The organism is Streptomyces sp. NPDC059649 (assembly GCF_042734445.1).
In the GTDB taxonomy this organism is placed as follows: domain Bacteria; phylum Actinomycetota; class Actinomycetes; order Streptomycetales; family Streptomycetaceae; genus Streptomyces.
In genome coordinates this window covers 73,194-95,003 of record NZ_JBHWDV010000007.1, presented here as the reverse complement: position 1 = coordinate 95,003, position 21,810 = coordinate 73,194, and the positions used below count along the sequence as shown (strand labels likewise).

The following is a 21,810-nucleotide window of genomic DNA, read 5'->3' as shown; positions in this document are numbered from 1 at the left end:
GGGAGAGCATCACGTCATGGATGCTTCTGCCGCCGTCCTACGGACCGCCGTCATCGGGGTCGGCAACGAGTACCGGCGCGACGACGGCGTCGGCTGGGCGGTCGTGGACTGCCTCGCGCAACGAGGGCAGCCGCGGCCGCTCACCGGCGTCAGGCTCGCCCGTACCGACGGCGACCCGGCGCGTCTGATCAGCGCGTGGGAGGACGTCCAGCTGGCCATCCTCGTGGACGCCGCTCACGCCCGCCCTGCCCGGCCGGGGCACGTACACCGCCTCCGGTTCGCCGGTGAACTACCGTCCGCGCCCCATGGTGGAGCCGGCTCGCACGGCTTCCCGCTGGGCGACACCCTCCGCCTCGCCCGCGCACTGGACCGGCTTCCGGGAGAGCTGCTCGTCTACGCCGTCGAGGCTGCCGACACCGGTCTCGGCACCCTGATGTCACCGAAGGTCGCGGCTGCCGTGGAGCCGCTCGCCCGGCGCATCGAGGAGGATCTTCTGCGGCACTCCCGGGCCGGTCGGTGACGCCCGATGCCGTGCACAGGGCCGGGCGTCCTCCGCCGGTCGCCGACCGGGCTCCCGGTGGGGGGCCGTTCGGCCCTCACCTGAGCTCCTCGCGCGTGCCACGGTCGAGGTACAGGCGAAAGGGGTGCGTCATGCCCCTGCAGACGATCCGCCGGTTGTGGCTGCGCAGCCCGCTCAAGCGCGGCACCGACGTGGCCGAGGCGTGGATGCTCCTGGTCACCTCGGTGCTGCTGGCCGTTGTGCCGCCGACCGCCGGCATCACATGTGCCGGTGCGGTGAATGCTGCGATACAGCCCGAGAGCCACGGCTGGAAGCGGGTGTCCGCCACGCTCACGGCGGATCCCCCCGCTCGTATCGGTCTGAACTCCGCGGACAACCCGGGCGGCCGCGTCCTCGCCACCGTGCGGTGGACGACCACGGACGGCACGGTACGAACGGGTGAGACGGCCGTGGCACAAGGTCTGCGGGCGGGCGATCGGGCCACCGCCTGGCTCGACCGGCACGGAGCGCTCGTGCGCACCCCTGTCACGTCCGGAGACGCCGTCGTCCAGAGCATCGCGGTCGGTGTCGTCACCGCTTCCGGCACCGCTCTGCTCATCCTCGGCGCGAACAAGGCCGGGAATGTCCTGCTGAACCGTCGCCGATACGCCCAGTGGGAGAAGGACTGGGCGGACGCGGACTCCGCCTGGCGGCCCCGGCGGCCCTGAACGCGGCACATGTGCCGTGAGCCGGACGAGCCGTGGAGGCCCTGGATCCCTGCGGCGGCCGCGGACTACGCCGGATTTCGGTGCGGAGCCTCTTCCCGGTACGTGAGGCGGTCGACCACCGCGGTGACACCGTCGACCTGCCGTGCCGTCCGTACCGCGATGGCTGTCGTACCGCTGTGCTCCAGGTGTCCGCTGAGTATCACCAGACCGTCATGAACCGCGACCTCCACGCTCTGCGGGCTCAGACACAAGGCGCGTACCACGATCTCTTCGACCACTTCGTTGCGCCTCGCTCATGAGGCGGGCCGCCCGGACGACGGAGTCGTCGGCACGGACCGTACGCGCCGGAACGGACATCACCGCACCGGCGGTGAGCACGCCGTCCGCGGATGTCGTCCGCCGGTCGCCCTCCACGTCGGTGGCCGAAACGACGCCGATCACCCGTCGTCGGCGTCCACCACGGGCAGGCCGTCGATACCGTGTTCCGCCAGCCACCGTGCCACGTCCTCGACGGGTCTCCCGCTCCGGGCGCTGACGACCTCGTCGGTCATGATGCTTCCGCCCCGTCGGCGCTTCATCTCGCCCTGCTCTCATGTCAGTTGTCCGGGCCTCATGGCAGCCGGCGCAGATAAGGGTCACGGGCGTGGCGCGGCAGCAGACGGACCCGGGCGTCCACCACGGTGATGCCGTCCGGCCTGGCGATGACGGGATTGCACTCCGCCTCGGCGAGCTCGGGCAGGTCGTCGGCCATCCGGGAGAGGCGTGCCAGCAGGTCCTCCAGGCCACCGACATCGGCCGGCGGGCCGCCCCGGTAGCCGAACAGCAGAGGTGCGCAGCGCGGGGCGACGAGCAGTTCGCGGATGTCGGTGTCGGTGAGCGGGGCGAGCCGCGCGGCATGGTCGGCGAGCAGTTCGCTGGTGGTACCGCCGAGCCCGAAGACGACCAGGGCGCCGAAGACTTCGTCCTGGACGACGCCGGCCAGCAGCTCCGTGCCGCGGGCGGCCATCGGCTGGACGAGGACTCCGGTCAGGCCGGGGCCAAGACGCGCGGTCAAGTCCTGGTAGGCGGAGCGAACTTGCTGCTCACCGCGCAGATCGAGAACGACGGCACGCCGGTCGCTCTTGTGCAGGAGGTCGGGCCCCTGAGCCTTCACCACCACGCCCCCGTCGGGGGCCGCCAGCCTCGCGGCGGCATCCACCGTTTCCTGTTCGGTGCGGGCGGACACCTGCGGCAGACAGGGCATGGCGTAGCAGGCGAAGAGCTGTTCGGTCTCCCGCGCGTCCAGCCATCCGCCGGCCGGGGCCCGCCCGAGGATCGCTTCCACAAGGGCGCGGGCCCGCGGGGAGTCGACGCCGGCCGGCTCCGGGACACTGCCCGCCGGCCTGGCCAGCCAGCGGGCGCGGTCGACGGCGTGGCTGAGCGCCCGGGCCGCGGATTGCGGTTCGCCGTAGGAGGGCACGGTCCGTCCGTCGTCCGTACGGAGAAGCCGGATGCGTTCCCTCTGGTCGAGCCGCACCGCCACGACGGGCGGGTACGCCGGTCCCTCCGGCGCCTGGCACGTCAGAGCGGTGACGAGGTCGGCGCCCACCGCCGAGGCCAGTGCGGTCGGTACCAGGGCGACCAGGACCGCATCCACCGCCGCGGACCGCGCGATCCGGTCCAGGCACCCGCGCAGGGTCTGTACGCTCACCGCCGGTGTGAGATCGACGGGGTTGGCTGCTCCCGCACCGCCGGGAAGCATCGCGAGCAGTTCGCCCATCAGGTCCGGTGGCAGTTCGGGGACGGTCAGCCCCGCGTCCGCACACGCGTCCGCGGCGAGCACTCCCGCGCCGCCGGCGTTGGAGACCACGGCGACCCGTCCCCCCGCGGGCAGCGGCTGGGAGTGCAGCAGCGCCGCGGCGTCCAGCAGCTCGCCGAGGGTGCGGGTGGCGGTGATGCCGGCCTGGGCGAACAGGGCCCGGCGGGTCATGGTCGGCGTCGCCGCGGCCGCGGTGTGCGAGCCAGCGGCCCGACGCCCGGCCTCCGAGCGCCCGGCGTCGACCGTCAGCAACGGCATACGACGTGCGACGCGCCGGGCCGTACGGGAGAAGGCGCGGGGGTTGCCGAACGACTCCAGGTGCAGGAGCCCCAGATCGGTCCGGCCGTCGCACTCCCACCACTGCAGCATGTCGTTGCTGCTCACGTCGCGTTTGTCGCCGAGCGAGACGAAGCTGGAGATGCCGATGCCCAGGTGCGCGAGGCCGTCCAGGAGCGCGATACCGACCCCGCCGGACTGCACGGCGACCCCCGCGGTGCCCGGCACCGGCGCGGTGACCGCGAAGGTCGCATTCATACGGACCGGCTCTTCGGTATTGGCGATCCCCAGACAGTTGGGGCCCACCAGCCGCATCCCCCAGTGGCGGCAGACGGCCGTCAGTTCCGCCGCCTGACCCGCGTCGAGACCGGAGGTCACCACCACCAGTGCTCCGACGCCCGCTCTGCCGCACTGGTCCGCGGCCTCGGGAACGGCGGCAGCGGGGATGGCGAGGACGGCGAGGTCGGGCGGCTGCGGAAGCTCCGCGACGGACGCGTACGCCGGGATCCGCAATACGGCGTGCGCATGCGGGTTGACCGCGTGGAGGCGCCCGGCGAAGTGTGCCTCCCGCAGATTGTGGAGTATCGCCCGTCCGACCGACCCCGGCCTCGTGCCGGCTCCGATGACGGCGATCGACCGGGGGCGCAGCAGCGGCCGCAAGCTCGCGGTGTCGGCGGTACGGCCGCGGACGTCCAGCGCCGAGAGGTAACGCTCATCCGGCGCGAGCCGGATGACGCCGCGCACGGTGGTGCCGTCGTACTGCCGGGTGACACGTAGGCCGAGGTCGGCGAAGACTTTGTGGATGAGGTGGTTGTCGGCGAGTACGTCGGCGGTGAAGGCCTCGATCCCGTTCTCGCGTGCCACGTCGACGAGGTGTTCCAGCATCAGGGTGCCCACGCCACGGTGGTGGAAGTCGTCGGCGACCGCCAGGGCGATTTCGGCTGCTGCGGGATCGTCGACGGTCTCGTACTCGGCGACGCCGACCAGGCGGTCTCCGTGAAAGGCGAGCAGCGTGCGGTGCCCGGGGCGAGCGGGTGCGCAGAGCCGGTCGGCGGCCTGTTCGCCGGCGCGGCGGCTCACCGCGAAGAACCTGCTGCGCAGGTTGTCGGTGGACATCTCGTCGTAGAGCCGGAGTACCCGTCCGCGGTCCTCCGGGCACGCCGGGCGCAGCCGTATCGTGCTGCCATCGGTGAGCAGTGCGCAGACCTCGCGGGTAGGCGGTGCGGTGTGTGCCATGGCAATGGCCTCCGGGAGGTGCCTGCGTCGGACGGCTGCGGCTCAGGAACGGGATCGCGTCGGCTCGGGCCACGTCCGCACCCGGCCCGGTCCGGTGAGCTCGAACGTCACGTCCACGACGCCCTCGACCGCCCGCACCAGGCGGGCCGCCACGGCCATCAGCGCCCGGTCACCGATCGGGCCGCTGAGGGTGACCACCCCGTCGGTGACGTGGACCGCCACCTCGTCCGGCGTTCGGGGGAAGAGCCGGCCGACGATCTCCGTGCGCACTTCCGCCGCCAGGTCCTCGTCGGAGCGCAGGAACACCTTCAGCAGGTCGGAGCGGCTGACGATGCCCTGCAGCATCCCCGTGCCGTCGACCACGGGCAGTCGCTTGACGGACTTGCGGGCCATCGTCCGCGCGGCCTGGGCGACGGTGTCGCCCGCATGCACGGTCAGGGCGGGCGCACTCATCAACTCCCCCGCCGTCCGGGCTCCGGCCTTGCGCACATCGTCCGAGCGCCGCAGCTGCTCGGCACGGTCCGGGGCGTTCTCCCGGAACTCCTCCTTGGGCAGAAGGTCGGCCTCGGAGACCACCCCGACCACCCGGCCTTCCCCGGCAAGCACGGGCAGCGCGCTGACCTTCCACTGCTCCATGGTCTCGACGATCTCCTTGAAGCGTGCTTCCTGCCCGATCGCCACCACGGTCTGGGTCATCACATCGCTGACGGTGTAGGGCGTGTGCTCCATGACGCCTCCTTGGCAGGTCGGCCCGCCGTCGCACGGCCGTGGCCACACCTCCAGCCTGCCGTCCCCCGACCGCCCGGGGCAGGGGCCGTCCGGCCCTGAGGTTCAGCGGCCCGCCACCGGCGGCTCGGGCCGTGCGGACGGCGGGGCGGTCACGTCGAACGTCACGTCCACGACGCCCTCGACCGCCCGCACCAGGCGGGCGAGCACGGGGATGAGGGAGGTGTCCCGGAGCCGGCCGCTGAGCGTGACGACGCCCTCGGTGACGGTGACCTGCACATCCTTGGCCGGTGCCGTGAACAGCGCGCCGATGACGTCCCGGCGGATCTCCTCCGCGAGGTCATCGTCCGTGCGCAGAAAGACCTTCAGCAGATCGGCGCGGCTGACAATGCCACGCAGCACCCCCTGTCCGTCCACCACCGGCAACCGTTTGACGGACTCGCGCGCCATGATCCGTGCGGCTTGGGAGAGCGTGGCATCGGCGCGCACGGTGTGGGCCGGGCTGGTCATCAGCTCCCCGGCCGTGACCGCCTCGGCCCGCCGGACGTCGTCGACCCGTCGCAGTTGTTCCAGACGCTCCGGATCCGACTCCCGGAACTCCTCCTTCGGCAGCAGATCGGCCTCGGAGACCACCCCGACCACCCGGCCCCACCCCGCCAGGACGGGCAGGGCGCTGACCTTCCAGCGCTCCATGGTCTCGACGATCTCCTTGAACCGCGCCTCCCGGTCGACCGCGGCCACGGTCCTGGTCATCACGTCCCTGACGATGTGCGGGGTGTTCGGCATGGTGCCTCCTCAGTTCCCGCGTCGGTCGTGACACCTCCAGAGTGGGACGCAGGACGGGGGCCGGGCATGGGCCGCCCGGCCCCCATCCGCGGCTTCTCCGGGAGCGGAGAGCACGTCATCGGGGCGGCTCGGGACCGGAAGGCGCCGGGGGGAAGGTCACGGTGAACTCCGTGTGCCCGGGGCGGCTCGTCAGGGCGACCCGGCCGTGGTGGGCGGTGACGACGGCCTCCACGATGGCGAGCCCCAGGCCGGTGCCGCCGGCCGTGCGGGAGCGGCTGTGGTCGACGCGGACGAACCGCCCGAAGACCTCCGGCTGGATCTCCCGGGGCACGCCGGGGCCGTCGTCCAGGATCACCAGCCGGACGCCGCGGTCGTCGGTGGCGAGCCGCACCGTCACGGCGGTCCCCGGCGGGGTGTGCGTCCGGGCGTTGGCGAGCAGATTGCCGACGACCTGTTGCAGGCGGTGTTCGTCGCCCGTCATGTGCACGGCCGTCTCGGGGAGATCCAGCCGCCACCGGTGACGCGGGCCGACCGCCCGCGCGTCCTCGACCGCATCGAGCACCAGCCGGGTCAGATCCACCGGCTTGCGTTCCAGCGCACGGCCGGCGTCGAGGCGGGCGAGCAGCAACAGGTCGTCCACCAGCCGGCTCATGCGCTCCGACTCGGCCTGGATCCGTTCCAAAGAGCGCCGGATCTCGCCGGGTACCGGCCCGTTGTGCCGGAGGGCGAGTTCCGCGTGCCCTCGCACATTCGCCACCGGGGTCCGCAGCTCGTGACTGGCATCGGCGGCGAAGTGACGCAGCCGGTTCTCACTGGCGTGGCGGCGTTCCAGTGCGTTGCCGACGTGGCCGAGCATCCGGTTGAGGGCGGTGCCGACCTGTCCCACCTCGGTACGCGGGTCGGCCACCGGCACCGGCTCCGGCATCGCCACCTCTCCGCTGGCCAGCGGCAGCTCGGCGACCCGTGCGGCCGTGGTGGTGACGCGTCGCAGGGGCCGCAGCGAAAGCCGTACCCACAGCGCGCCCAGGACGCCGGTGACCACCAGCGCCCCGCCGAACACCGCGGCCTCCACGGCCTCCAGCCGGTGCACCGTTTCCTCGACCGGGTGCAGTGGCAGACCCGTGACCAGGACGTCACGGTCGTCGCCCGGTACCGCGTTGACGCGGTACCGGCCCAGAGTTGCCAGTCGGATGCTGTGGCCGGAACCGTCGAGGGGCAGGGACGCCAATGCGCGGCGGTCCTCGGTGGACAGCGGCACCCTGGCATCCGTCTGGTCCCGTACGACGGCCGCCTGGGTCGGTGTGCCGTGCAGCAACCGGGCGCCGAAGGTGCCGTCGGCCTGGCCGCGGGTGTCCGGCCGGTTGTCGGAGTCCGGCCGGGCCTCATGCTCCAGGCTCACCGCGAACCGCCCGGCGGAAGCGGAGAGTTGCTGGTCCAGGCGGCGCACCAGGAACCCTTCGAGCGCGACGACCGTGGTGATGCCGACCGCCAGGCAGGCCAGCGCCAGGAGCGTGACCAGACCGGCGGTCAGCTGGCTGCGCAGGGTACGCGGGACGAGCCGTCTCATGAGGGGTCCGGTTTGAGGACGTATCCGACACCGCGGACGGTGTGGATCATCGGGGTCCGGCCGGTGTCGATCTTCTTGCGCAGATAGCTGATGTAGAGCTCGACGACGTGTGACCGGCCGCCGAAGTCGTAGGACCAGACACGGTCGAGGATCTGTGCCTTGGACAGCACCCGCCGGGGATTGCGCATCAGGAAGCGGAGCAGCTCGAACTCGGTGCGGGACAGCTCGACGAGCTCACCGCCACGGAGGACCTCCCGCGCCTCCTCGTCCATCACGAGGTCGCCGACGACGAGCCGGTCGCCGTCCGGCTCGCGGGCCATACCGGCCCGCCGCAGCAGACCGCGCAGCCGCGCCAGCACCTCTTCCAGGCTGAACGGCTTGGTCACGTAGTCGTCGCCGCCCGCGGTGATCCCGGCGATCCGGTCCTCGACGGCGTCACGCGCGGTGAGGAAGAGGACGCAGACCGTCTGCAGTTCCTCCCGCAGCAGGCGCAGCACCTGGAGGCCGTCCAGGTCGGGCAGCATCCAGTCCAGGACGACGGCGTGCGGGCGAAAGGTCCGGGCGACGGCGAGCGCGGAGCCCCCGTCGGCGGCGCTGCGGACCTCCCAGCCCTCGCTGGCCAGGGCACCGGAGAGCACCTCGGTGAGGTCCGGCTCGTCGTCGACCACGAGGACGCGCACGGGCGAACCGTCGGCGGGCAGCGGGGCGGGGGTGCGGTGAGTGTGCATGGTGACTCCAGCATCCCTCGCCGGGTGGCGGGCGAAGGTATGAGCCGGCTCTGAGTTTCCTGTGAATCGTCCGGGGGTGACGTCGCTCAGAGGGTCCTCAGAGGTTGCGCTGCGACGCTGGCGCCGACCACGGAAGGAAAGCCTCATGAGCACCGTCTCCGCCACCCACCGGACCACCACCGGCCGCACCCCGCCGCGGTGGCCGCCGTCTCTCGCACCCCTGCTCGCGCACTTCGTGATCTGGACGGGGGCGGCCGGCGTGCTGGCACTGTGGTGGACCGGTACGGCGTCGGTGGTGGGTCCGGCGGGGTGGCTGACCGGTGCCGGCCGGATCACCGGTCTGCTGGCCGGCTACGCCTGCGCGGTGCTGGTCGCGCTGATGGCCCGCGTTCCGCTGCTCGACCACACCCTGGGCACCGACCGCCTGGCGCGCTGGCACGCCGCGGGCGGCCGCTACACCGTCTCGCTGGTGCTCGCGCACGTCCTGCTGATCGTCTGGGGCTACACCCTCACCTCAGGCAGCGGTGTCCTGCACGAGACGACCACGCTCGTCCTCGACTACCCGGACATGCTCAAGGCCACCGCGGGCTTCCTGCTGCTGGTGGGGACCGGTGCCGTCTCCGCGCGGTTCGCGCGCCGCCGGATGAGCTACGAGACCTGGCACTACCTCCATTTCGCCACCTACCTGGCGGTCTTCCTCGTCTTCGGTCATCAACTCTCCAACGGCGCCGACTTCGTGGGGCGACGGCCCGCCCAGCTCGGCTGGTACGCCCTGTACGCGGCGGTGGCCGCACTGATCGTCTGGTACCGCTTCGCCGTCCCGGTACGGCGTGCCCTGCGCCACCGCCTGCGGGTCACCGAGGTCCGCCCGGAGGCGCCGGGCGTGGTCTCCGTACACCTCACGGGCCGTCGGCTGACGGAACTCGGCGCCCGGCCGGGCCAGTTCTTCCGCTGGCGCTTCCTGGCGCCGGGCCTGCGGTGGACCGCCAACCCCTACTCCCTCTCCGCGCCGCCGCTCCCCCACCACCTGCGCATCACGGTGAAGGAGGCCGGCGGCCACAGCGCGGCCCTGGCCCGGTTGCGGCCCGGCACCCGGGTGTGGGCCGAGGGCCCGTACGGTGCCTTCACCGAGGCACGGCGGCGGCGCTCCAAAGTGCTGCTGCTCGCGGGCGGCGTCGGCATCACCCCGCTGCGCGCGCTCTTCGAAACCCTCCCCGGCGAGGTCACGCTCGTCTACCGGGCGCGGCGCCCCGAGGACCTCGCGCTGCGCACCGAGCTCGATGCGATCGCCGCGGCCCGCGGTGCGGCCGTCCACTACTTCGTCGACGAACCCGCCGCGTACTCCGCGCCGTTGACGGCACGCGCGCTCGGTCGCCTGGTACCGGACCTGGCCGCGCACGAGGTGTACCTGTGCGGCCCACCCGGCATGACCACCGCGGCCCGCCGTGCGCTGCGCGGTGCCGGCATACCCCGACGCCACATCCACCACGAGTCGTTCGAGTTCTGAGGAGCCCCTGTGCGCCGAGCCGTTCTGACCGCAGCGTCGACCAGCGCACTGGTCGTCCTCCTGCTCTCCCTCAAACCGCACCAGCCCGCCGCACTGACCGGCGACCCGGCCCAGGCGGGTGCCGCGCCGGCCCCGACGCCCTCCGGACATCCGTCCCAGGGCAGCCATCCGGCCGACGGCACCTACACCGGTGCCCCGATCAGCACCCGCTACGGCACCGTGCAGGTCGCCGCCACCGTCTCGCGCGGCCGGCTGACCGCCGTCAAGGTGCTGCACGCCCCGTCCGGGAACGGTCGTGACCGCGAGATCGCCGCCTTCGCGCTGCCGCGTCTGACGCAGGAGGCGCTGAGCGTACACAGCGCCCATATCGACGCCGTGTCCGGCGCCAGCTACACCAGTGCGGGATACATCCGGTCCCTGCAGAGCGCACTGGACCGGGCCGGTGTCTGAGGCCCGGCGCGGCCTGCGCCACGTCGAGCGGGTGATGGGCACGGTGTTCTCGTTCGACATCCGCGACGCCCGCACCGCCGCCGTCGAAGCCGCGGTGCGCGACGCCGTCGCCTGGCTCCACCACGTCGACGCGGTCTTCTCGACCTACCGTTCCGACAGCGCCGTCAGCCGGCTCGCCCGCGGCGAGATCGGACTCGACGACTGCCCCGCGGAGGTACGCGAGGTCCTCGACCTGTGCGCGCAGGTGGGACGCGCCACCCGTGGTTGGTTCAGCGCCGCCCCGGGCGGCACTCTCGACCCGACCGGGCTGGTGAAGGGCTGGGCGGTCGAACGCGCCGGACGGCTCCTGCGGGCGGCCGGTGCCCGCCACACGTGCGTGAACGGCGGCGGAGACCTCCAGCTCAGCGGGGAGGCCGCGCCCGGGCTCCCCTGGCGCGTCGGGATCGCCCATCCGCTGCGTCCGGGGGAGCTGTGCGCCGTCGTCACCGGCCGCGACCTGGCCGTCGCCACCTCCGGCAGCGCCGAGCGCGGCCCCCACATCCTGGACCCCCGCACCGGCGCCCCCGCGGCCGGCCCCGCTTCCGTCACCGTCGTCGGCCCCGATCTGACCACGACCGACGCCTATGCCACGGCGGCGTTCGCCATGGGCGAGGCGGCGCAGGACTGGCTGGAGAGGCTCGACGGTTACGAGGGCCTCGCGGTATCAGGTGACGGCGGAATCTGGTGCACGCCGGGCTTCCCAGGTATCTCGTGCGCGGGCGCCGACCGGGAGACGGAGGCGCGGCCGGCTTCGAGGACTCGGTCCGGGCGCGCACCGGCGACGAGCTGATGCGCGGGCTGTCTGCGGCCCCGGGCGGCGCCGAGTAGCCGGGCGAGGACCGGGCGCGCAGCATGAAGACACGACTCACACCACTCGCACACCCGGAGGTGAGCACGGTGAGCATGCCGTCCCGATATGGCCCCGGAAGCATGCTGGAGCGAACCTTCCCAGCCATGAACTGGGGGACCACGATCTCCTCGGAGTTCGACGACCTCTACAACCGCATGGGGCAGCTGCTGGAAACCGCCGGCACTCTGCCCGCCTCGGGCACCGAAGGGAACTGGGCGCCGCTGGCCGACATCCACGAAACCGACAACGCGTACATCGTCGAGGCCGAACTGCCCGGCGTGAAGCGCGAGGACATCGACGTGGAACTCGGCAACCGCGACCTGTCGATCACCGGAGAGTACCGGAAGTGCGAGCGTGAGGGCGTTCTGCGCCGCACCACCCGGCGGGCCGGCCGGTTCGCGTTCCGGACACTGCTGCCGGCCGACATCAAGACCGACGAGGTCACGGCGAGCCTGACCGACGGCGTGCTGACCGTCACCGTTCCCAAGGTGCGGGCCGCCAAGCCACAGCACATCGAGATCACCACCTGAGCCCGTCGGCCTCGGGCGCGGAGGCGGCCACCGCTGCGGGTGCCCGCCGTTCGACCGGGAGGCCGCAGCTGTGCAGGGAGAGGAACGACATGCTGGAGAGAGCCGAGGACGCACCCGCCGGCGTCGACGCGGTGAAGGCGATCGGAACCGTGTCGAAGAACGACTACGTGACCGTGATCGAACCGCTCATCGACAACGCACGCAGGGAAGGCCGCCGGATCCGACTGCTCTTCGAGATCGGACCCGAGTTCAAGTCGTTCACCCCCGCGGCCGGCTGGAAGGATCTCAAGGTCGGCCTGGGTGCCATGCGGCTGTTCGAGGGGTGCGCGCTCGTCACCGATACCCGCTGGATGCGCGAGTCCACCCGCATGACCAGCTTCCTGATGCCCTGCCCGGTGCGCGTTTTCGGCACCCAGGATCGTGCCGAGGCCCTGCACTGGCTGGCGTCGCTGCCCGAAGGACCCGGTATTTCCCATCGACTCCTGACCGAGTCCCAAGTGCTCGTGGTCGAAGTGGAGAGCCCGCTGCGGACAGCGGACTTCGACGCCCTGGCCCTGACCGCGGACGACTGGCTGAACACCCACGACGAGTTGGCCGGCGTGGTGTTCCATGCGCGCGAGTTCCCCGGCTGGGAGAACATCGGCAGCATGATCCGTCACGTGCGGTTCGTCCGCGACCACCACCGCAAGGTCAGGAAGATCGCGCTGGCGGCCGACAGCAAGGTCGCCTCCCTGGTACCCCAGCTCGCGAAGCACTTCGTCCAGGCCGACATCCGACGGTTCGGATACGACGAACTCGACGCCGCCCTCGCATGGGCCGCCGCCCCTCCGGAGCCGCAGGCATCCGGGGCGGGCTGACCCACCGGGCCGGCTGGATACAGCGTGCAGGATCGGCGGTCGGCCGGGCCGCGTACGCCTGGCCGGCGACGCACCCGCACGATGCTCTCCCCCATCGTCCGAGCGGGCGTGTCCCATTCGGCCGGACGGACCTGACCGGAGGCGCAGGTCAGGTCCGTTGGCCGGGTCACGCGGGCGCGAGCCGGTGGCCGGGTTACCGTCGGTCGGCGAGCGGTCGTCAAGGCGCGGCAGGTGGGAGGTGCTGTGGCGGTTCAGTCGCGGTCCCCTTCGACGGTTCTCCCCGTCGTTCTGGGGCTGGCCCTGGCGTTCACCATCACGGTCGTCGACCCGCTCGTGCTCAGCCTGAACCTGCCGCAGGTCAGCCGTGCCCTCCAGGTGCCGCCCCAGGTCGTCGGGGTCCTGGGAGGGGCGGCGACGCTGGTGGTGGCCGCCGCCGTCCTGGCCGTGGGCAGCCTCGGGGACGCCTTCGGCCTCAAGCGGCTGCTGATGCTGGGACTCGCCGGCGACATCGTGGTCAACCTGCTCGCCGCGCTCTCCCCCAACTACGGATTCCTGCTGGCCATGCGCCTGCTCGCCGGTCTGGTCCTGGCGGCGCTGGTGGGGGTGTCGCTGGCCCTGCTGAAGGTCTCGGTGCCGCCGGACAGGCGGCCGCAGGCCATCGGCATCTTCATGGCCACCGAGATGCTCCTGTGCGGGGTGATGCCCGCAGTCGGCGGGTGGGTGGCGGGGGCCGTCGGCTGGCGGTGGCTGTTCCTCGTCGCCCCGCTGATGTCGCTGGTCGCGCTCGGTCTGACGGTCCGGTACGTCCGCGAGCCCGACGCGGAGCAGCGTCGCAGACTCGACCTCTCCGGCGTCTGTCTGGTCGGCGTCGCACTGCTGGCTCTGGTCCACGGCATGGCGGAGGTGCAGAACGGCCTTTCCCGGCCCCAGGCCTGGGTGCCGTTGGTGATCAGCGCGGCCGCCCTCGTGCTGTTCGTGCTTCATGAGCGCCGGACGGCGCAGCCGGCCCTGAACCTGACGCTGTTCCGCAGCGCCCCGTTCACCGTGGCCGTGCTGGCGAACCTGACGATGAACTTCCTGGCCGCCGGGTTCAGTTTCTCCCTGGGGCAATTCGGCAGCGTGATCCTGGCGCTGCCACCGCGCACGATCGGCCTGCTGTTTCTGCCCGGGACGTTGGTGATTGCGGGCGCCGTCATCCTCACCGGGCACCTGGTCGGGAAGTACACCCCCCGGCCCGCCCTCATCACGGGCCTCATGGTGCTGGCGGCGAGCACGCTCCTGATGGCGGCCACCGCCAGTCCCTCGATGGCGCTGTGGGTGCTCGTGCTGGCCACCTGGCTCTGCAACCTCGGAGCGGTGGTCACCGCCACCGCGGTGTCCGAAACCGTCCTGTCGCACGCCCCGCCCGGGGAAACCGGTGCGGTGGCCTCCGTCCAGCAGGCGTTCGGAATGACCGGCTACGCGCTCGGCCCCACCATCTACCTGCTGCTCTTCAACGTCTTCTTCCAGCGGCGGTGGATCGCCGATGCCACGGCACGCAGCATTTCGCTGACCCGGGCCGAAGAAGCCGTGGACGCGACGCGCAGCGCTGTGGCGCACAGTCCGGGCGCCACGGGATACGACCCCAACCTGCTCCGGCAGGCGTCCGGACTGGAACTCGGACTGGACATCACCGACGGCCTCCGCCTCACCATGCTGACCGCGAGCCTCCTGCCGCTCGCCCTGGCGCTGGCGGCCTTCCTCCTCAAGCCACGGCGGCACCGGACCGCGCCGTAGGTGTCACGGCCCTGGAAACCGGGAGACCCTGCCCCACCGACGACCGTGACCTGGCGGCCCCCGGCGGCAGGAGGGAGGCTGGAAGGACGGTGCATGCACGGCGCAACGGAGATCCTTCGGAGGAACCATGGCTCGTGCGGGCGGGCGTCGGCCGATCGTGGTGGGCGTCGACCCCGATGCTTCGAAGCGGCTGGCGCTCGCCTGGGCCGCCGACGAAGCGGACCGACGTGACCTGCCGCTCCGGCTCGTCCACGCCCACGGCGCACCGACCGGCGGATACCGGTCGGGCGAGGTACGGCCGTCCTGGGAGGAGTGGAACCAGGCGCTGCACCGTGTCGCTGACCAGGTGCTCAAGGAGGCGGTGGGGTTCGTGGAGTCCCGCCGGCCCACGGTGGAGGTGTCGACGCTGCTCGCGGAAGGAGAGCCGGCATGGGTACTGCGCGAGGAGGCGCAGAACGCTTCCATGGTCGTCGTGGGCTCCTGGCATCTGAGTGCACGGCGCCAGTTGTTCACCTCCGCCTCCGTGGCGCTCCCGCTCACCGCCCACTCCCCCTGCCCGGTTGCGGTCGTACCGGAACCGGAGCACACCACCCAGCAGCCTGCGTACTTCGTGGTCGGCGTCGACGGCAGTCCGCATGCGGCGGCCGCGGTGGACCTGGCGTTCGAGGAGGCGGCCCTGCGCCGGGCGCTCCTGCGGGCCCTGTACGTGTGGCATCCGGCGCTCCCCGGAGTCCTGGACGAGGACGCCGCGGTGCGGGAGTGCCGCCGCGTGCTGTCCGAAACGGTCGCGGGCCGCACCGCGGCGCACCCGGAGGTGGAGCTGCGCCACGAAGTGGTCCTCGGCCACCCGGTGCAGGTCCTGACGGAAGCGGCGGAGCACGCCCTGGGCCTGATCGTGGGAACCCGGGGGCACGGCGGGTTCCCCGGCATGCTGCTGGGCTCGGTGAGCCAAGGTGTGCTGCATCACGCCCGATGTCCCGTCATCGCGGTCCCCACATGAGCCGACGGCCGGATCGGCCGTGGCGTGCCGCTACGGGCCCGCTGGTACGGGCCGGGAAGGGCCGAGGCGGTCGGTGGCACTCACCCGGGCTGGGGTACGACTGCTACCGGGCACTCCGCATGGTGCAGGGCGGTGTGTGCCACCCGCCCCAGTTGGAAGCCCACCGGGCTCTGCCGAGCCTGCGCTCCGATCACCAGCAGGTCCGCGGCCGCGGAGCGGCGGGTCAGCACCTTGTGGGCCGCTCCCTCGACCGTGAAGCGTCGTACCCGCACCGCCGGATGCTGACGGGTCTCCTCCGCAATCCCCTCGTCCAGCAGGGCCGATGCCCGGTCCTCGTGGTAGCGCTCGGGCGATCCCGCGAGCAGCGGATGGTCGGCGGTTTCGTGCGCGGGGCAGCGCCAGGTACGGATGGCGTCGAGAGTGCCGCCCCGGGCCTGTGCCTCCCGGAAGGCGAACCGGACTGCTTCCGATCCTTTGGGCGCATCGCCGATGCCGAGAAGGACGTGGCCATGGCTCCCTTCCCGGCCCGCTCTGTCTCCCCGCACGACGATGACCGGAGACCGGGCCCGGCCTGCCACCGCCAGCCCCACCGATCCGAGCAACAGGCCGGTGAAGGCGCCGCGCCCACGCGAGCCCACGACCACCGCGAACGCGTCCTGGCTCTCCCGCAGCAACACGGTCTCCGGATCGTCGCCCAGCACCTGGGTGGAGATGCTGAGGTCCGCGTGCCGCAGGCCGGCGCGTTCGGCTGCGGCGCCGACGATGTTGTCGGCGAGTACCTCCTCGGCGGGGCGGGCGAGGCTCAGCGCGAGCGCCGTACCCTCGTAGCGCTCCCACCGCGAGGCGTACACCAGCCGCAGCGGCACTTCATGGAGCGCCGCCTCGTCCGCCGCCCAGTCGAGCGCACGGAAACCGGCGTCCGATCCGTCCACACCGACGACCAGAGAAGCCGTCATCGTCACCACCGCCCCTCTCACCTCAGCGGGGAGATCACCTCAACGGTCGGCGCGCATCAGCGCGGCAACGGCCGCCCGGCCTCAGTGGTCCACGCCCCGTACGACGACGACCGGGCAGGGCGCGTGCTGGGAACAGTGCTGGCTGACCGATCCCAGGAGTGCTCCGCCGAAGCCACCGTGTCCGTGGCTGCCCACGACCAGCAGGGAGGCATGCCGAGCCGCCTCCAGCAGCACTGCCGCGGGCGTTCCGTACGCCACCGTTGCCTTGACCCGCGAGGTGTCGCTCGCTTTGACGACCTCTCGGATGGCTCCGTCGAGTGCCTGGTCCGCCCACATCTTCATGTTCCCCGCGAGTTCCTGCGGCGCGTCGAGCCAACCGATCGAACCGTAAAGCGGCGGATACTCCCAGGCGATCACCGCGTTGACGCCGCAATCGGTCAGCTCTGCCTGACGTACCGCCCACCGCAGCGCCTCTTTGGAGCACTCCGATCCGTCGACCCCGACGACGATGGGCAGGGTTCCCTGGGTTCCCTTTTTTTGCTGGGTCTGCTCGGTTGGCTTGGTTTCCTCGGGCCTCTTCGGTTCGCCGTTCATGGTTACCTCCGCAATGCCACGTTCCGCCGTCAGCCGGCCGCGCGCGGGACGACCACGAGCGGGCCGGGTGCCAGGTGTGACAGCGTGCGGCTGGTCGAGCCGAGCACCATCCCCCGGAATCCGCCCAGTCCGCGTGACCCCACCACCAGGCAGCGGGCGTCCACGGCCGCCTCGGCCAGCTGCACGGCAGCGCTGCCCATCACCACCTCCTGGTGCACCGTGACCTGCGGATACTTCTCCTGCCAGCCGGCGAGCGCCTCCGAGATGTCGGCATACGACTCCTGCAGGTCCGCCGGCCAATCGCCGTGACGGGGGCGCCGTACCTGCACCGCCCGTAGGTCCGCGCCCCAGACAGCGGCCTCCTCGAAGGCGAAGGCGACCGCCGGGACCGACGCCGCGGAACCATCCACTCCCACCACGACCGGCCCGGACCCGGCCCCTTGGTGTTTCGGTTCCAGCGCGAGCACGACCGGGCACGGAGGATGCCCGACAAGGGACGGCCCGACCCCGCCGAAGGTGACCGCCTCTCCCGGCCCGTGCACCCGATGAGCACCGACCACCAGCAGGGAAGCCTCCTCGGCGACCTCACGCAGCACGGACGCCGGGCGGCCGTCGAGCAGTCGGGTGGTGACCTCCAGCCCGGGCAGCCGCTGCATCATGGACTCCCGGAAGTCGTCCAGCAGTGACTGGCCGGTGGCGCGGAAATGTGAGGCCCACGCCTGGTCGGGCGAGTCGCGCCGTTCTTTGGGAGCGGCACCGGCGGGCCACTCCTGGGTGTGTACCAAGCACAGCGACCTGCCCCGTCGTGCCGCGGCATCCGCCGCCCATTCCACCGCTCTTCGTCCCGCCGACGACCGGGAAACCCCCACCACCACCGGGTTGTGCACGTCGTAGCTGCTGCTCATGCTCCCTCTCCTTCCGGAGCGCGGTACGGGGCACGTCGGGCCGGCTCCGGCAGGTGCCGCTGCGTGGCGGTGTCATCGTGTACGGCGGTGAGGTGGTCGACCACCTCGACCACACCGTCGACGCTTTCGCACATCCGCACCGCGATCGGAACGAGGCTCTTGCGGTCCAAGGCGCCGCTGAGCGTCACCGTGCCGTCGGCCACATCGACCGTGACGGCGGACGGCGGGACACCCATCGTGCAGGTGAGCACTTCCTCCAGGATCTCCTCCTGGATGGCACGGTCGCGCCGCAGGAAGAGCTGCACCAGGTCGCTGCGACTGATCACGCCGATGAGCCGGCCGGACTCGTCAACCACGGGCAGTCGCTTGACCTTCTTCTTCTCCATAGTCCTGGCCGCCCGGACGGCGGACCACTCGGGGCGGGCCACCACCGCAGGGCTCGTCATGAGGGCTTCGGCCGTATTCGGGCCCAGTTTCGTGGCCCGCCTGCGCAACAGGTCCGCCTCGGAGACCACCCCCATGGGCCGCTCGTCCTCATCGACGACGGGCACAGCCGTGATGTCGTACTCATCGAGCAGGCGCGCGATCTCCCTGAACGGGGTGCCGGGCCGGACGACGACGGCGTTGGGCGTCATCAGGTCGGCAACACTGCGATGCCTCATCTCTGGCCGGTCCCTTCGGAATGCATCGTGCGGGGTGGCGCCGGGGTTCGCCCGCCAGGGCGCCCGTACACACGAGCCTGCCGCGCCCTGATGCTCCTCAGGTAGGGCCGGGTGGCACCGAGCGGGGCCGGGTGGGCCCCTCCCCACCACCGGTGGCGACGCGCCACAGTGGCCGCACACGCGGGACAACGGCGCTCCCCTGGCTACGGCGTCATCAGGGAGGCGGCGGGATCCGTGGGCCTCACCGGCACAGGAGGCAGATCATGGCCAGGACCGGAGAATGGGGCGTCCGGCTCTACCTCTTCGAGGAAGACGGGACGACGAAGGCACGCATGGTGCTCGATACCGGCACCACCTCGCTGACCGGGCACGGCACGGCCCGGTGCGGCCCGGAGGACCCCGACGTCCCGGAGATCGGCGACGAGCTGGCGGCGAGCCGGGCGATGAGCGATCTGGCCGCACAGCTGAAGAGGATCGCGTACGGCGACCTGGAGGGGGTGCGGGCGCCGACAGCACCACAACGGACCGAGCCGGCCGACTGAGCGGTTGTCAGCGGAGCGGCGCGCATCGTCATCTGCCCGGCAGCACCTCCACGCGTAGCGTCGAAGAAGGAGGGGCGAACCACCGAAGCGGCCAGCCAGAGGGAGGCCGACGTGGGCGTGGACGAGTCCAGGAGCACCGCTGCCGTCTCGGGCGGCCTGTCGGAGGACGAGGCCGCTCGGCGGCTGCTGGACGTGGGTCCCAACGCCCTGCCGGCTGAGCCGCGCACTCCGGTATGGCGGCGCGTGCTGCAGCAGGTGCGGGACCCGCTGATCGTGGTTCTCCTGGTTGCCGCCGCTCTGACGATCGCGACCGGGGACTTCCACGATGCGGCCGTCATCCTGTTCGTGATCACCGTGAACACGGTGGTCGGTGTCGTCCAGGAGGTACGTGCCGAGCACGCGGTGGCCGCGTTGTCGGCGATGAGCGCGCCCGCCGCCCGGGTGGTGCGGGACGGAACGGAGCGGTCCGTGGCAGCGGCCGACGTGGTGCCGGGGGATCTGGTCCTGCTGGCCGAGGGCGACATCGTGCCGGCGGACGGCGACGTACGGGACGCCACCTTGCTGCTGCTGGACGAGTCGTCACTGACCGGCGAGTCCGTCCCGGTGGAGAAGGCTCCGGGCGGGGAGGTCTCCCGTGGCACGGTCTCCGCGGGCACCGTTGTCGTCCGTGGCCACGGCCGCGAGGTGGTCACCGCGACCGGTGCCCGGAGCGCGCTCGGCCGTATCGCGTCGCTCATGGGGACCGCGCCCGGTCTCACGCCCCTGCAGCGCCGGCTGGTGGGGTTCGGTCGGGTGCTGGCCGCCGTCACCGTCGCGTTGTGCGCCGTGGTTCTCGCCCTCGGGCTGGTGCGTGGTCAGCCGGTGGAGCTGATGATCGTGGCGGCGATCAGCCTCGCCGTTGCGGCCGTACCGGAGTCGCTGCCCGCTGTCGTCACCCTCGCCCTCGCCCTCGGGGCACGGCGGATGGCGGAGCGGCATGCCATCGTCCGTCGGCTGCCCGCCGTGGAGACCCTGGGGTCCATCACCGTGCTCGCCACCGACAAGACCGGCACTCTGACGGAGGGGCGGATGGCCGCCGGGGAGTTGTGGACACCGCGGGGCGGAGCCTCGGTCACGGGCAAGGGGTATGCACCGGACGGTCGCGTCATCCGCGCCGGTCAGGCGGTCACCTCGCGCGGCGCACCCGATCTCGCCGCACTGCTGAGTGCCGCGATGCTCTGCAACGACGCTGCGCTGGAGCCCCCTTCGGACGGCAGCACCGAGTGGCGGGCACTGGGTGATCCCACAGAGGCCGCCCTGATCGCCGCGGGTGCCCGGCTCGGGCTCGACCGGGCGGCTCTGGACCGCGAGCTGCCGCGGGTGGACGAGGTCCCCTTCGAGACGCGCCGTAAGCGCATGACGACGGTGCACCACCGGCGGGACGGTGGACTGCGCATCGTCTGCAAAGGAGCGCCCGAGTCCGTGCTCCGGCCGGATGTACTTGCCGACGGACCGGATCTGACGGGGCGGGCGGCCGCACGGGCAGAGGAGCTGGCACAAGGGGGCCACCGGGTCCTCGCCCTCGCCACGCGCGATCTCGAAGCGTGCTCAGCACGTCCGGTGAGCTGGGAGGCGGGGCTTTCGCTGCTCGGGCTGGTCGGCATCCTGGACCCGCCCCGGGCCGCCTCGGCCGACACCGTCGCCGCCTGCACACGGGCCGGGATCGCCCCCGTACTCATCACCGGCGACCATCCGCTCACCGCCCGTGCCCTGGCCGAGCGCCTCGGTATCGCTTCGGGAGGTGCCGCAGTCACCACAGGAGAGCAGCTACGGCACGGGACGGCGGGCGAGTTGACGAGCGTGCGGGTCTTCGCCCGGACCACGCCCGAGCAGAAACTCGACATCGTCCAGGCGTGGCGCGGGGCCGGGCACGTGGTGGCGATGACCGGAGACGGGGTCAACGACGGACCGGCCCTGAAGAGAGCGGACATCGGCGTGGCCATGGGGCAGCGTGGCACCGAAGTGGCACGTCAGGCGGCCGATCTCGTGCTCGCCGACGACAATCTCGCCACGGTCGTCGCCGCGGTGGAGGAGGGGCGCCGTGTCTACGCCAATGTGCGCCGGTTCCTGCTCTATGCCCTTGCCGGAGGCACCGCGGAGATCCTCGTCATGCTCCTCGGCCCCTTCCTGGGGATGCCGCTTCCCCTGCTGCCCGCCCAGATCCTCTGGATCAACCTGCTCACCCACGGCCTGCCCGGTGTGGCCCTCGGCGCGGAGCCCGTCGATCCGGACGTGATGCGCCATCCGCCGCGACCGCCCGCCGAAAGCGTGCTGGGCGCCGGCCTGTGGCCGCGGATCCTGGCCATGGGAATGTTCGTCGCCACCGTCACCCTGGTGACCGGGCTCTGGGCGAGGGAAACCGGGCGTCCGTGGCAGTCCATGGTCTTTCTGGTGCTCGGCGCGACCCAGCTGGGAGTGGCCCTCGGCTCCCGTGCCCGCCCGGGCAGCCTGGCCAATCCCTTCCTGCTCGTGGCCGTGGCCACCGCCCTCTGCCTGCAGGTGGCGGGCGTCTGGCTGCCGCCCCTGCAAGCCTTGCTGGGCACGGAGCCACTGACCCTCGGTGACCTCGCGATCGCCGCTGGGCTCTCCGGCCTCGGCCATGTCGTCATGCGCCTGCAGCGGTGGCTGTGGCCGGAACAACCACCGCGCGCGCCACTGGGCGACCAAGGTGACGCCGCCCCGTTGCGGGGCCCGTGACGTCGCGGAACAGGTCCACCACCGGGCAGCCCAGCACCCTGCTCCGGAGGCGGTCCGACCCA

The 21,810-nt window shown here is 72.1% G+C and carries 22 protein-coding genes; 11 read left to right on the top strand and 11 right to left on the bottom strand.

What is annotated here, in order from left to right:
- Positions 1 to 16 precede the first annotated feature (16 nt).
- Both ACFV1J_RS11950 and ACFV1J_RS11945 read left to right on the top strand, forming a co-directional pair.
- A complete protein-coding gene (locus ACFV1J_RS11950; RefSeq protein ID WP_385857186.1) occupies positions 17 to 520 on the top strand; it encodes a hydrogenase maturation protease in 504 nt (167 codons plus the stop codon).
- A 131-nt stretch (positions 521 to 651) separates the two neighbouring features.
- Positions 652 to 1,227: a hypothetical protein gene (locus ACFV1J_RS11945; RefSeq protein ID WP_385857185.1), complete on the top strand. Its 576-nt coding sequence runs from the start codon at positions 652 to 654 to the stop codon at positions 1,225 to 1,227.
- Positions 1,228 to 1,292: 65 nt separating this feature from the next.
- Here the strand turns inward: ACFV1J_RS11945 and ACFV1J_RS11940 are convergent, their stop codons facing one another.
- From ACFV1J_RS11940 to ACFV1J_RS11910, 7 genes are all read right to left on the bottom strand, one after another.
- On the bottom strand, positions 1,293 to 1,505 hold the full coding sequence (locus ACFV1J_RS11940; RefSeq protein WP_385857184.1) for a BON domain-containing protein: 213 nt from the start codon (positions 1,503 to 1,505) through the stop codon (positions 1,293 to 1,295).
- 159 nt (positions 1,506 to 1,664) lie between these two features.
- Positions 1,665 to 1,778 carry a CBS domain-containing protein gene (locus ACFV1J_RS11935; RefSeq protein WP_385857183.1) on the bottom strand — a complete coding sequence of 38 codons (114 nt, stop codon included), beginning with the start codon at positions 1,776 to 1,778 and terminating at the stop codon, positions 1,665 to 1,667.
- 59 nt (positions 1,779 to 1,837) lie between these two features.
- Entirely contained in the window at positions 1,838 to 4,537 is a 2,700-nt protein-coding gene (locus tag ACFV1J_RS11930) for a GNAT family N-acetyltransferase (RefSeq protein WP_385857182.1), read from the bottom strand.
- Positions 4,538 to 4,579: 42 nt separating this feature from the next.
- The gene (locus ACFV1J_RS11925) at positions 4,580 to 5,266 is read right to left on the bottom strand and encodes a CBS domain-containing protein (RefSeq protein WP_385857181.1); all 687 of its coding nucleotides are present in this window, start codon (positions 5,264 to 5,266) and stop codon (positions 4,580 to 4,582) included.
- Positions 5,267 to 5,368: 102 nt separating this feature from the next.
- Positions 5,369 to 6,049: a CBS domain-containing protein gene (locus tag ACFV1J_RS11920; RefSeq protein ID WP_385857180.1), complete on the bottom strand. Its 681-nt coding sequence runs from the start codon at positions 6,047 to 6,049 to the stop codon at positions 5,369 to 5,371.
- Between the two features lie 115 nt (positions 6,050 to 6,164).
- Positions 6,165 to 7,616 carry an ATP-binding protein gene (locus tag ACFV1J_RS11915; RefSeq protein ID WP_385857179.1) on the bottom strand — a complete coding sequence of 484 codons (1,452 nt, stop codon included), beginning with the start codon at positions 7,614 to 7,616 and terminating at the stop codon, positions 6,165 to 6,167.
- Positions 7,613 to 8,344, bottom strand: coding sequence for a response regulator transcription factor (locus tag ACFV1J_RS11910; RefSeq protein WP_385857178.1), 732 nt, complete (start codon positions 8,342 to 8,344; stop codon positions 7,613 to 7,615). Before ACFV1J_RS11910 ends, ACFV1J_RS11915 begins: the two co-directional genes overlap by 4 nt.
- 145 nt (positions 8,345 to 8,489) lie before the next feature.
- Between ACFV1J_RS11910 and ACFV1J_RS11905 the strand changes: the two genes are divergently transcribed.
- From ACFV1J_RS11905 to ACFV1J_RS11875, 7 genes are all read left to right on the top strand, one after another.
- Positions 8,490 to 9,851: a ferric reductase-like transmembrane domain-containing protein gene (locus ACFV1J_RS11905; protein ID WP_385857177.1), complete on the top strand. Its 1,362-nt coding sequence runs from the start codon at positions 8,490 to 8,492 to the stop codon at positions 9,849 to 9,851.
- A 9-nt stretch (positions 9,852 to 9,860) separates the two neighbouring features.
- Entirely contained in the window at positions 9,861 to 10,301 is a 441-nt protein-coding gene (locus tag ACFV1J_RS11900; RefSeq protein WP_385857176.1) for an FMN-binding protein, read from the top strand.
- Entirely contained in the window at positions 10,294 to 11,130 is an 837-nt protein-coding gene (locus ACFV1J_RS11895; protein ID WP_385857175.1) for an FAD:protein FMN transferase, read from the top strand. The genes ACFV1J_RS11900 and ACFV1J_RS11895 overlap by 8 nt, the downstream gene beginning before the upstream one ends.
- Positions 11,131 to 11,294: 164 nt before the next feature.
- The gene (locus ACFV1J_RS11890; RefSeq protein WP_385857174.1) at positions 11,295 to 11,720 is read left to right on the top strand and encodes an Hsp20/alpha crystallin family protein; all 426 of its coding nucleotides are present in this window, start codon (positions 11,295 to 11,297) and stop codon (positions 11,718 to 11,720) included.
- An 89-nt stretch (positions 11,721 to 11,809) separates the two neighbouring features.
- Positions 11,810 to 12,577: an STAS/SEC14 domain-containing protein gene (locus tag ACFV1J_RS11885; RefSeq protein ID WP_385857173.1), complete on the top strand. Its 768-nt coding sequence runs from the start codon at positions 11,810 to 11,812 to the stop codon at positions 12,575 to 12,577.
- 243 nt (positions 12,578 to 12,820) lie between these two features.
- Positions 12,821 to 14,353: an MFS transporter gene (locus ACFV1J_RS11880; RefSeq protein WP_385857172.1), complete on the top strand. Its 1,533-nt coding sequence runs from the start codon at positions 12,821 to 12,823 to the stop codon at positions 14,351 to 14,353.
- A 127-nt stretch (positions 14,354 to 14,480) separates the two neighbouring features.
- Complete coding sequence (locus ACFV1J_RS11875) at positions 14,481 to 15,353, top strand: universal stress protein (RefSeq protein WP_385857171.1); 873 nt, start codon at positions 14,481 to 14,483, stop codon at positions 15,351 to 15,353.
- An 80-nt stretch (positions 15,354 to 15,433) separates the two neighbouring features.
- On the opposite strand, the gene ACFV1J_RS11870 is transcribed toward ACFV1J_RS11875, so the two are convergent.
- The 4 genes from ACFV1J_RS11870 to ACFV1J_RS11855 form a co-directional block, all read right to left on the bottom strand.
- Positions 15,434 to 16,309 (bottom strand): universal stress protein, encoded by an 876-nt coding sequence (locus ACFV1J_RS11870; protein WP_385857170.1) that lies wholly within the window; start codon positions 16,307 to 16,309, stop codon positions 15,434 to 15,436.
- Between the two features lie 81 nt (positions 16,310 to 16,390).
- Positions 16,391 to 16,903 (bottom strand): universal stress protein, encoded by a 513-nt coding sequence (locus ACFV1J_RS11865; RefSeq protein WP_385857169.1) that lies wholly within the window; start codon positions 16,901 to 16,903, stop codon positions 16,391 to 16,393.
- 29 nt (positions 16,904 to 16,932) lie between these two features.
- Positions 16,933 to 17,808 carry a universal stress protein gene (locus ACFV1J_RS11860; RefSeq protein ID WP_385857168.1) on the bottom strand — a complete coding sequence of 292 codons (876 nt, stop codon included), beginning with the start codon at positions 17,806 to 17,808 and terminating at the stop codon, positions 16,933 to 16,935.
- Complete coding sequence (locus ACFV1J_RS11855; protein WP_385857167.1) at positions 17,805 to 18,470, bottom strand: CBS domain-containing protein; 666 nt, start codon at positions 18,468 to 18,470, stop codon at positions 17,805 to 17,807. Before ACFV1J_RS11855 ends, ACFV1J_RS11860 begins: the two co-directional genes overlap by 4 nt.
- 263 nt (positions 18,471 to 18,733) lie before the next feature.
- Between ACFV1J_RS11855 and ACFV1J_RS11850 the strand changes: the two genes are divergently transcribed.
- Both ACFV1J_RS11850 and ACFV1J_RS11845 read left to right on the top strand, forming a co-directional pair.
- Entirely contained in the window at positions 18,734 to 19,012 is a 279-nt protein-coding gene (locus ACFV1J_RS11850; protein ID WP_385857166.1) for a DUF1876 domain-containing protein, read from the top strand.
- 111 nt (positions 19,013 to 19,123) lie between these two features.
- A complete protein-coding gene (locus ACFV1J_RS11845) occupies positions 19,124 to 21,748 on the top strand; it encodes a cation-translocating P-type ATPase (protein WP_385857165.1) in 2,625 nt (874 codons plus the stop codon).
- Positions 21,749 to 21,810: the final 62 nt, after the last annotated feature.

Bases quoted from the DNA above. Each gene is read 5' to 3' on its own strand.
- ACFV1J_RS11950 (WP_385857186.1), top strand. From the start codon at position 17: ATGGATGCTTCTGCCGCCGTCCTACGGACCGCCGTCATCGGGGTCGGC.
- ACFV1J_RS11945 (WP_385857185.1), top strand. From the start codon at position 652: ATGCCCCTGCAGACGATCCGCCGGTTGTGGCTGCGCAGCCCGCTCAAG.
- ACFV1J_RS11935 (WP_385857183.1), bottom strand. From the start codon at position 1,778: ATGACCGACGAGGTCGTCAGCGCCCGGAGCGGGAGACCCGTCGAGGAC.
- ACFV1J_RS11930 (WP_385857182.1), bottom strand. From the start codon at position 4,537: ATGGCACACACCGCACCGCCTACCCGCGAGGTCTGCGCACTGCTCACC.
- ACFV1J_RS11925 (WP_385857181.1), bottom strand. From the start codon at position 5,266: ATGGAGCACACGCCCTACACCGTCAGCGATGTGATGACCCAGACCGTG.
- ACFV1J_RS11920 (WP_385857180.1), bottom strand. From the start codon at position 6,049: ATGCCGAACACCCCGCACATCGTCAGGGACGTGATGACCAGGACCGTG.
- ACFV1J_RS11915 (WP_385857179.1), bottom strand. From the start codon at position 7,616: ATGAGACGGCTCGTCCCGCGTACCCTGCGCAGCCAGCTGACCGCCGGT.
- ACFV1J_RS11910 (WP_385857178.1), bottom strand. From the start codon at position 8,344: ATGCACACTCACCGCACCCCCGCCCCGCTGCCCGCCGACGGTTCGCCC.
- ACFV1J_RS11905 (WP_385857177.1), top strand. From the start codon at position 8,490: ATGAGCACCGTCTCCGCCACCCACCGGACCACCACCGGCCGCACCCCG.
- ACFV1J_RS11890 (WP_385857174.1), top strand. From the start codon at position 11,295: ATGAACTGGGGGACCACGATCTCCTCGGAGTTCGACGACCTCTACAAC.
- ACFV1J_RS11885 (WP_385857173.1), top strand. From the start codon at position 11,810: ATGCTGGAGAGAGCCGAGGACGCACCCGCCGGCGTCGACGCGGTGAAG.
- ACFV1J_RS11875 (WP_385857171.1), top strand. From the start codon at position 14,481: ATGGCTCGTGCGGGCGGGCGTCGGCCGATCGTGGTGGGCGTCGACCCC.
- ACFV1J_RS11870 (WP_385857170.1), bottom strand. From the start codon at position 16,309: ATGACGGCTTCTCTGGTCGTCGGTGTGGACGGATCGGACGCCGGTTTC.
- ACFV1J_RS11865 (WP_385857169.1), bottom strand. From the start codon at position 16,903: ATGAACGGCGAACCGAAGAGGCCCGAGGAAACCAAGCCAACCGAGCAG.
- ACFV1J_RS11860 (WP_385857168.1), bottom strand. From the start codon at position 17,808: ATGAGCAGCAGCTACGACGTGCACAACCCGGTGGTGGTGGGGGTTTCC.
- ACFV1J_RS11855 (WP_385857167.1), bottom strand. From the start codon at position 18,470: ATGAGGCATCGCAGTGTTGCCGACCTGATGACGCCCAACGCCGTCGTC.
- ACFV1J_RS11850 (WP_385857166.1), top strand. From the start codon at position 18,734: ATGGCCAGGACCGGAGAATGGGGCGTCCGGCTCTACCTCTTCGAGGAA.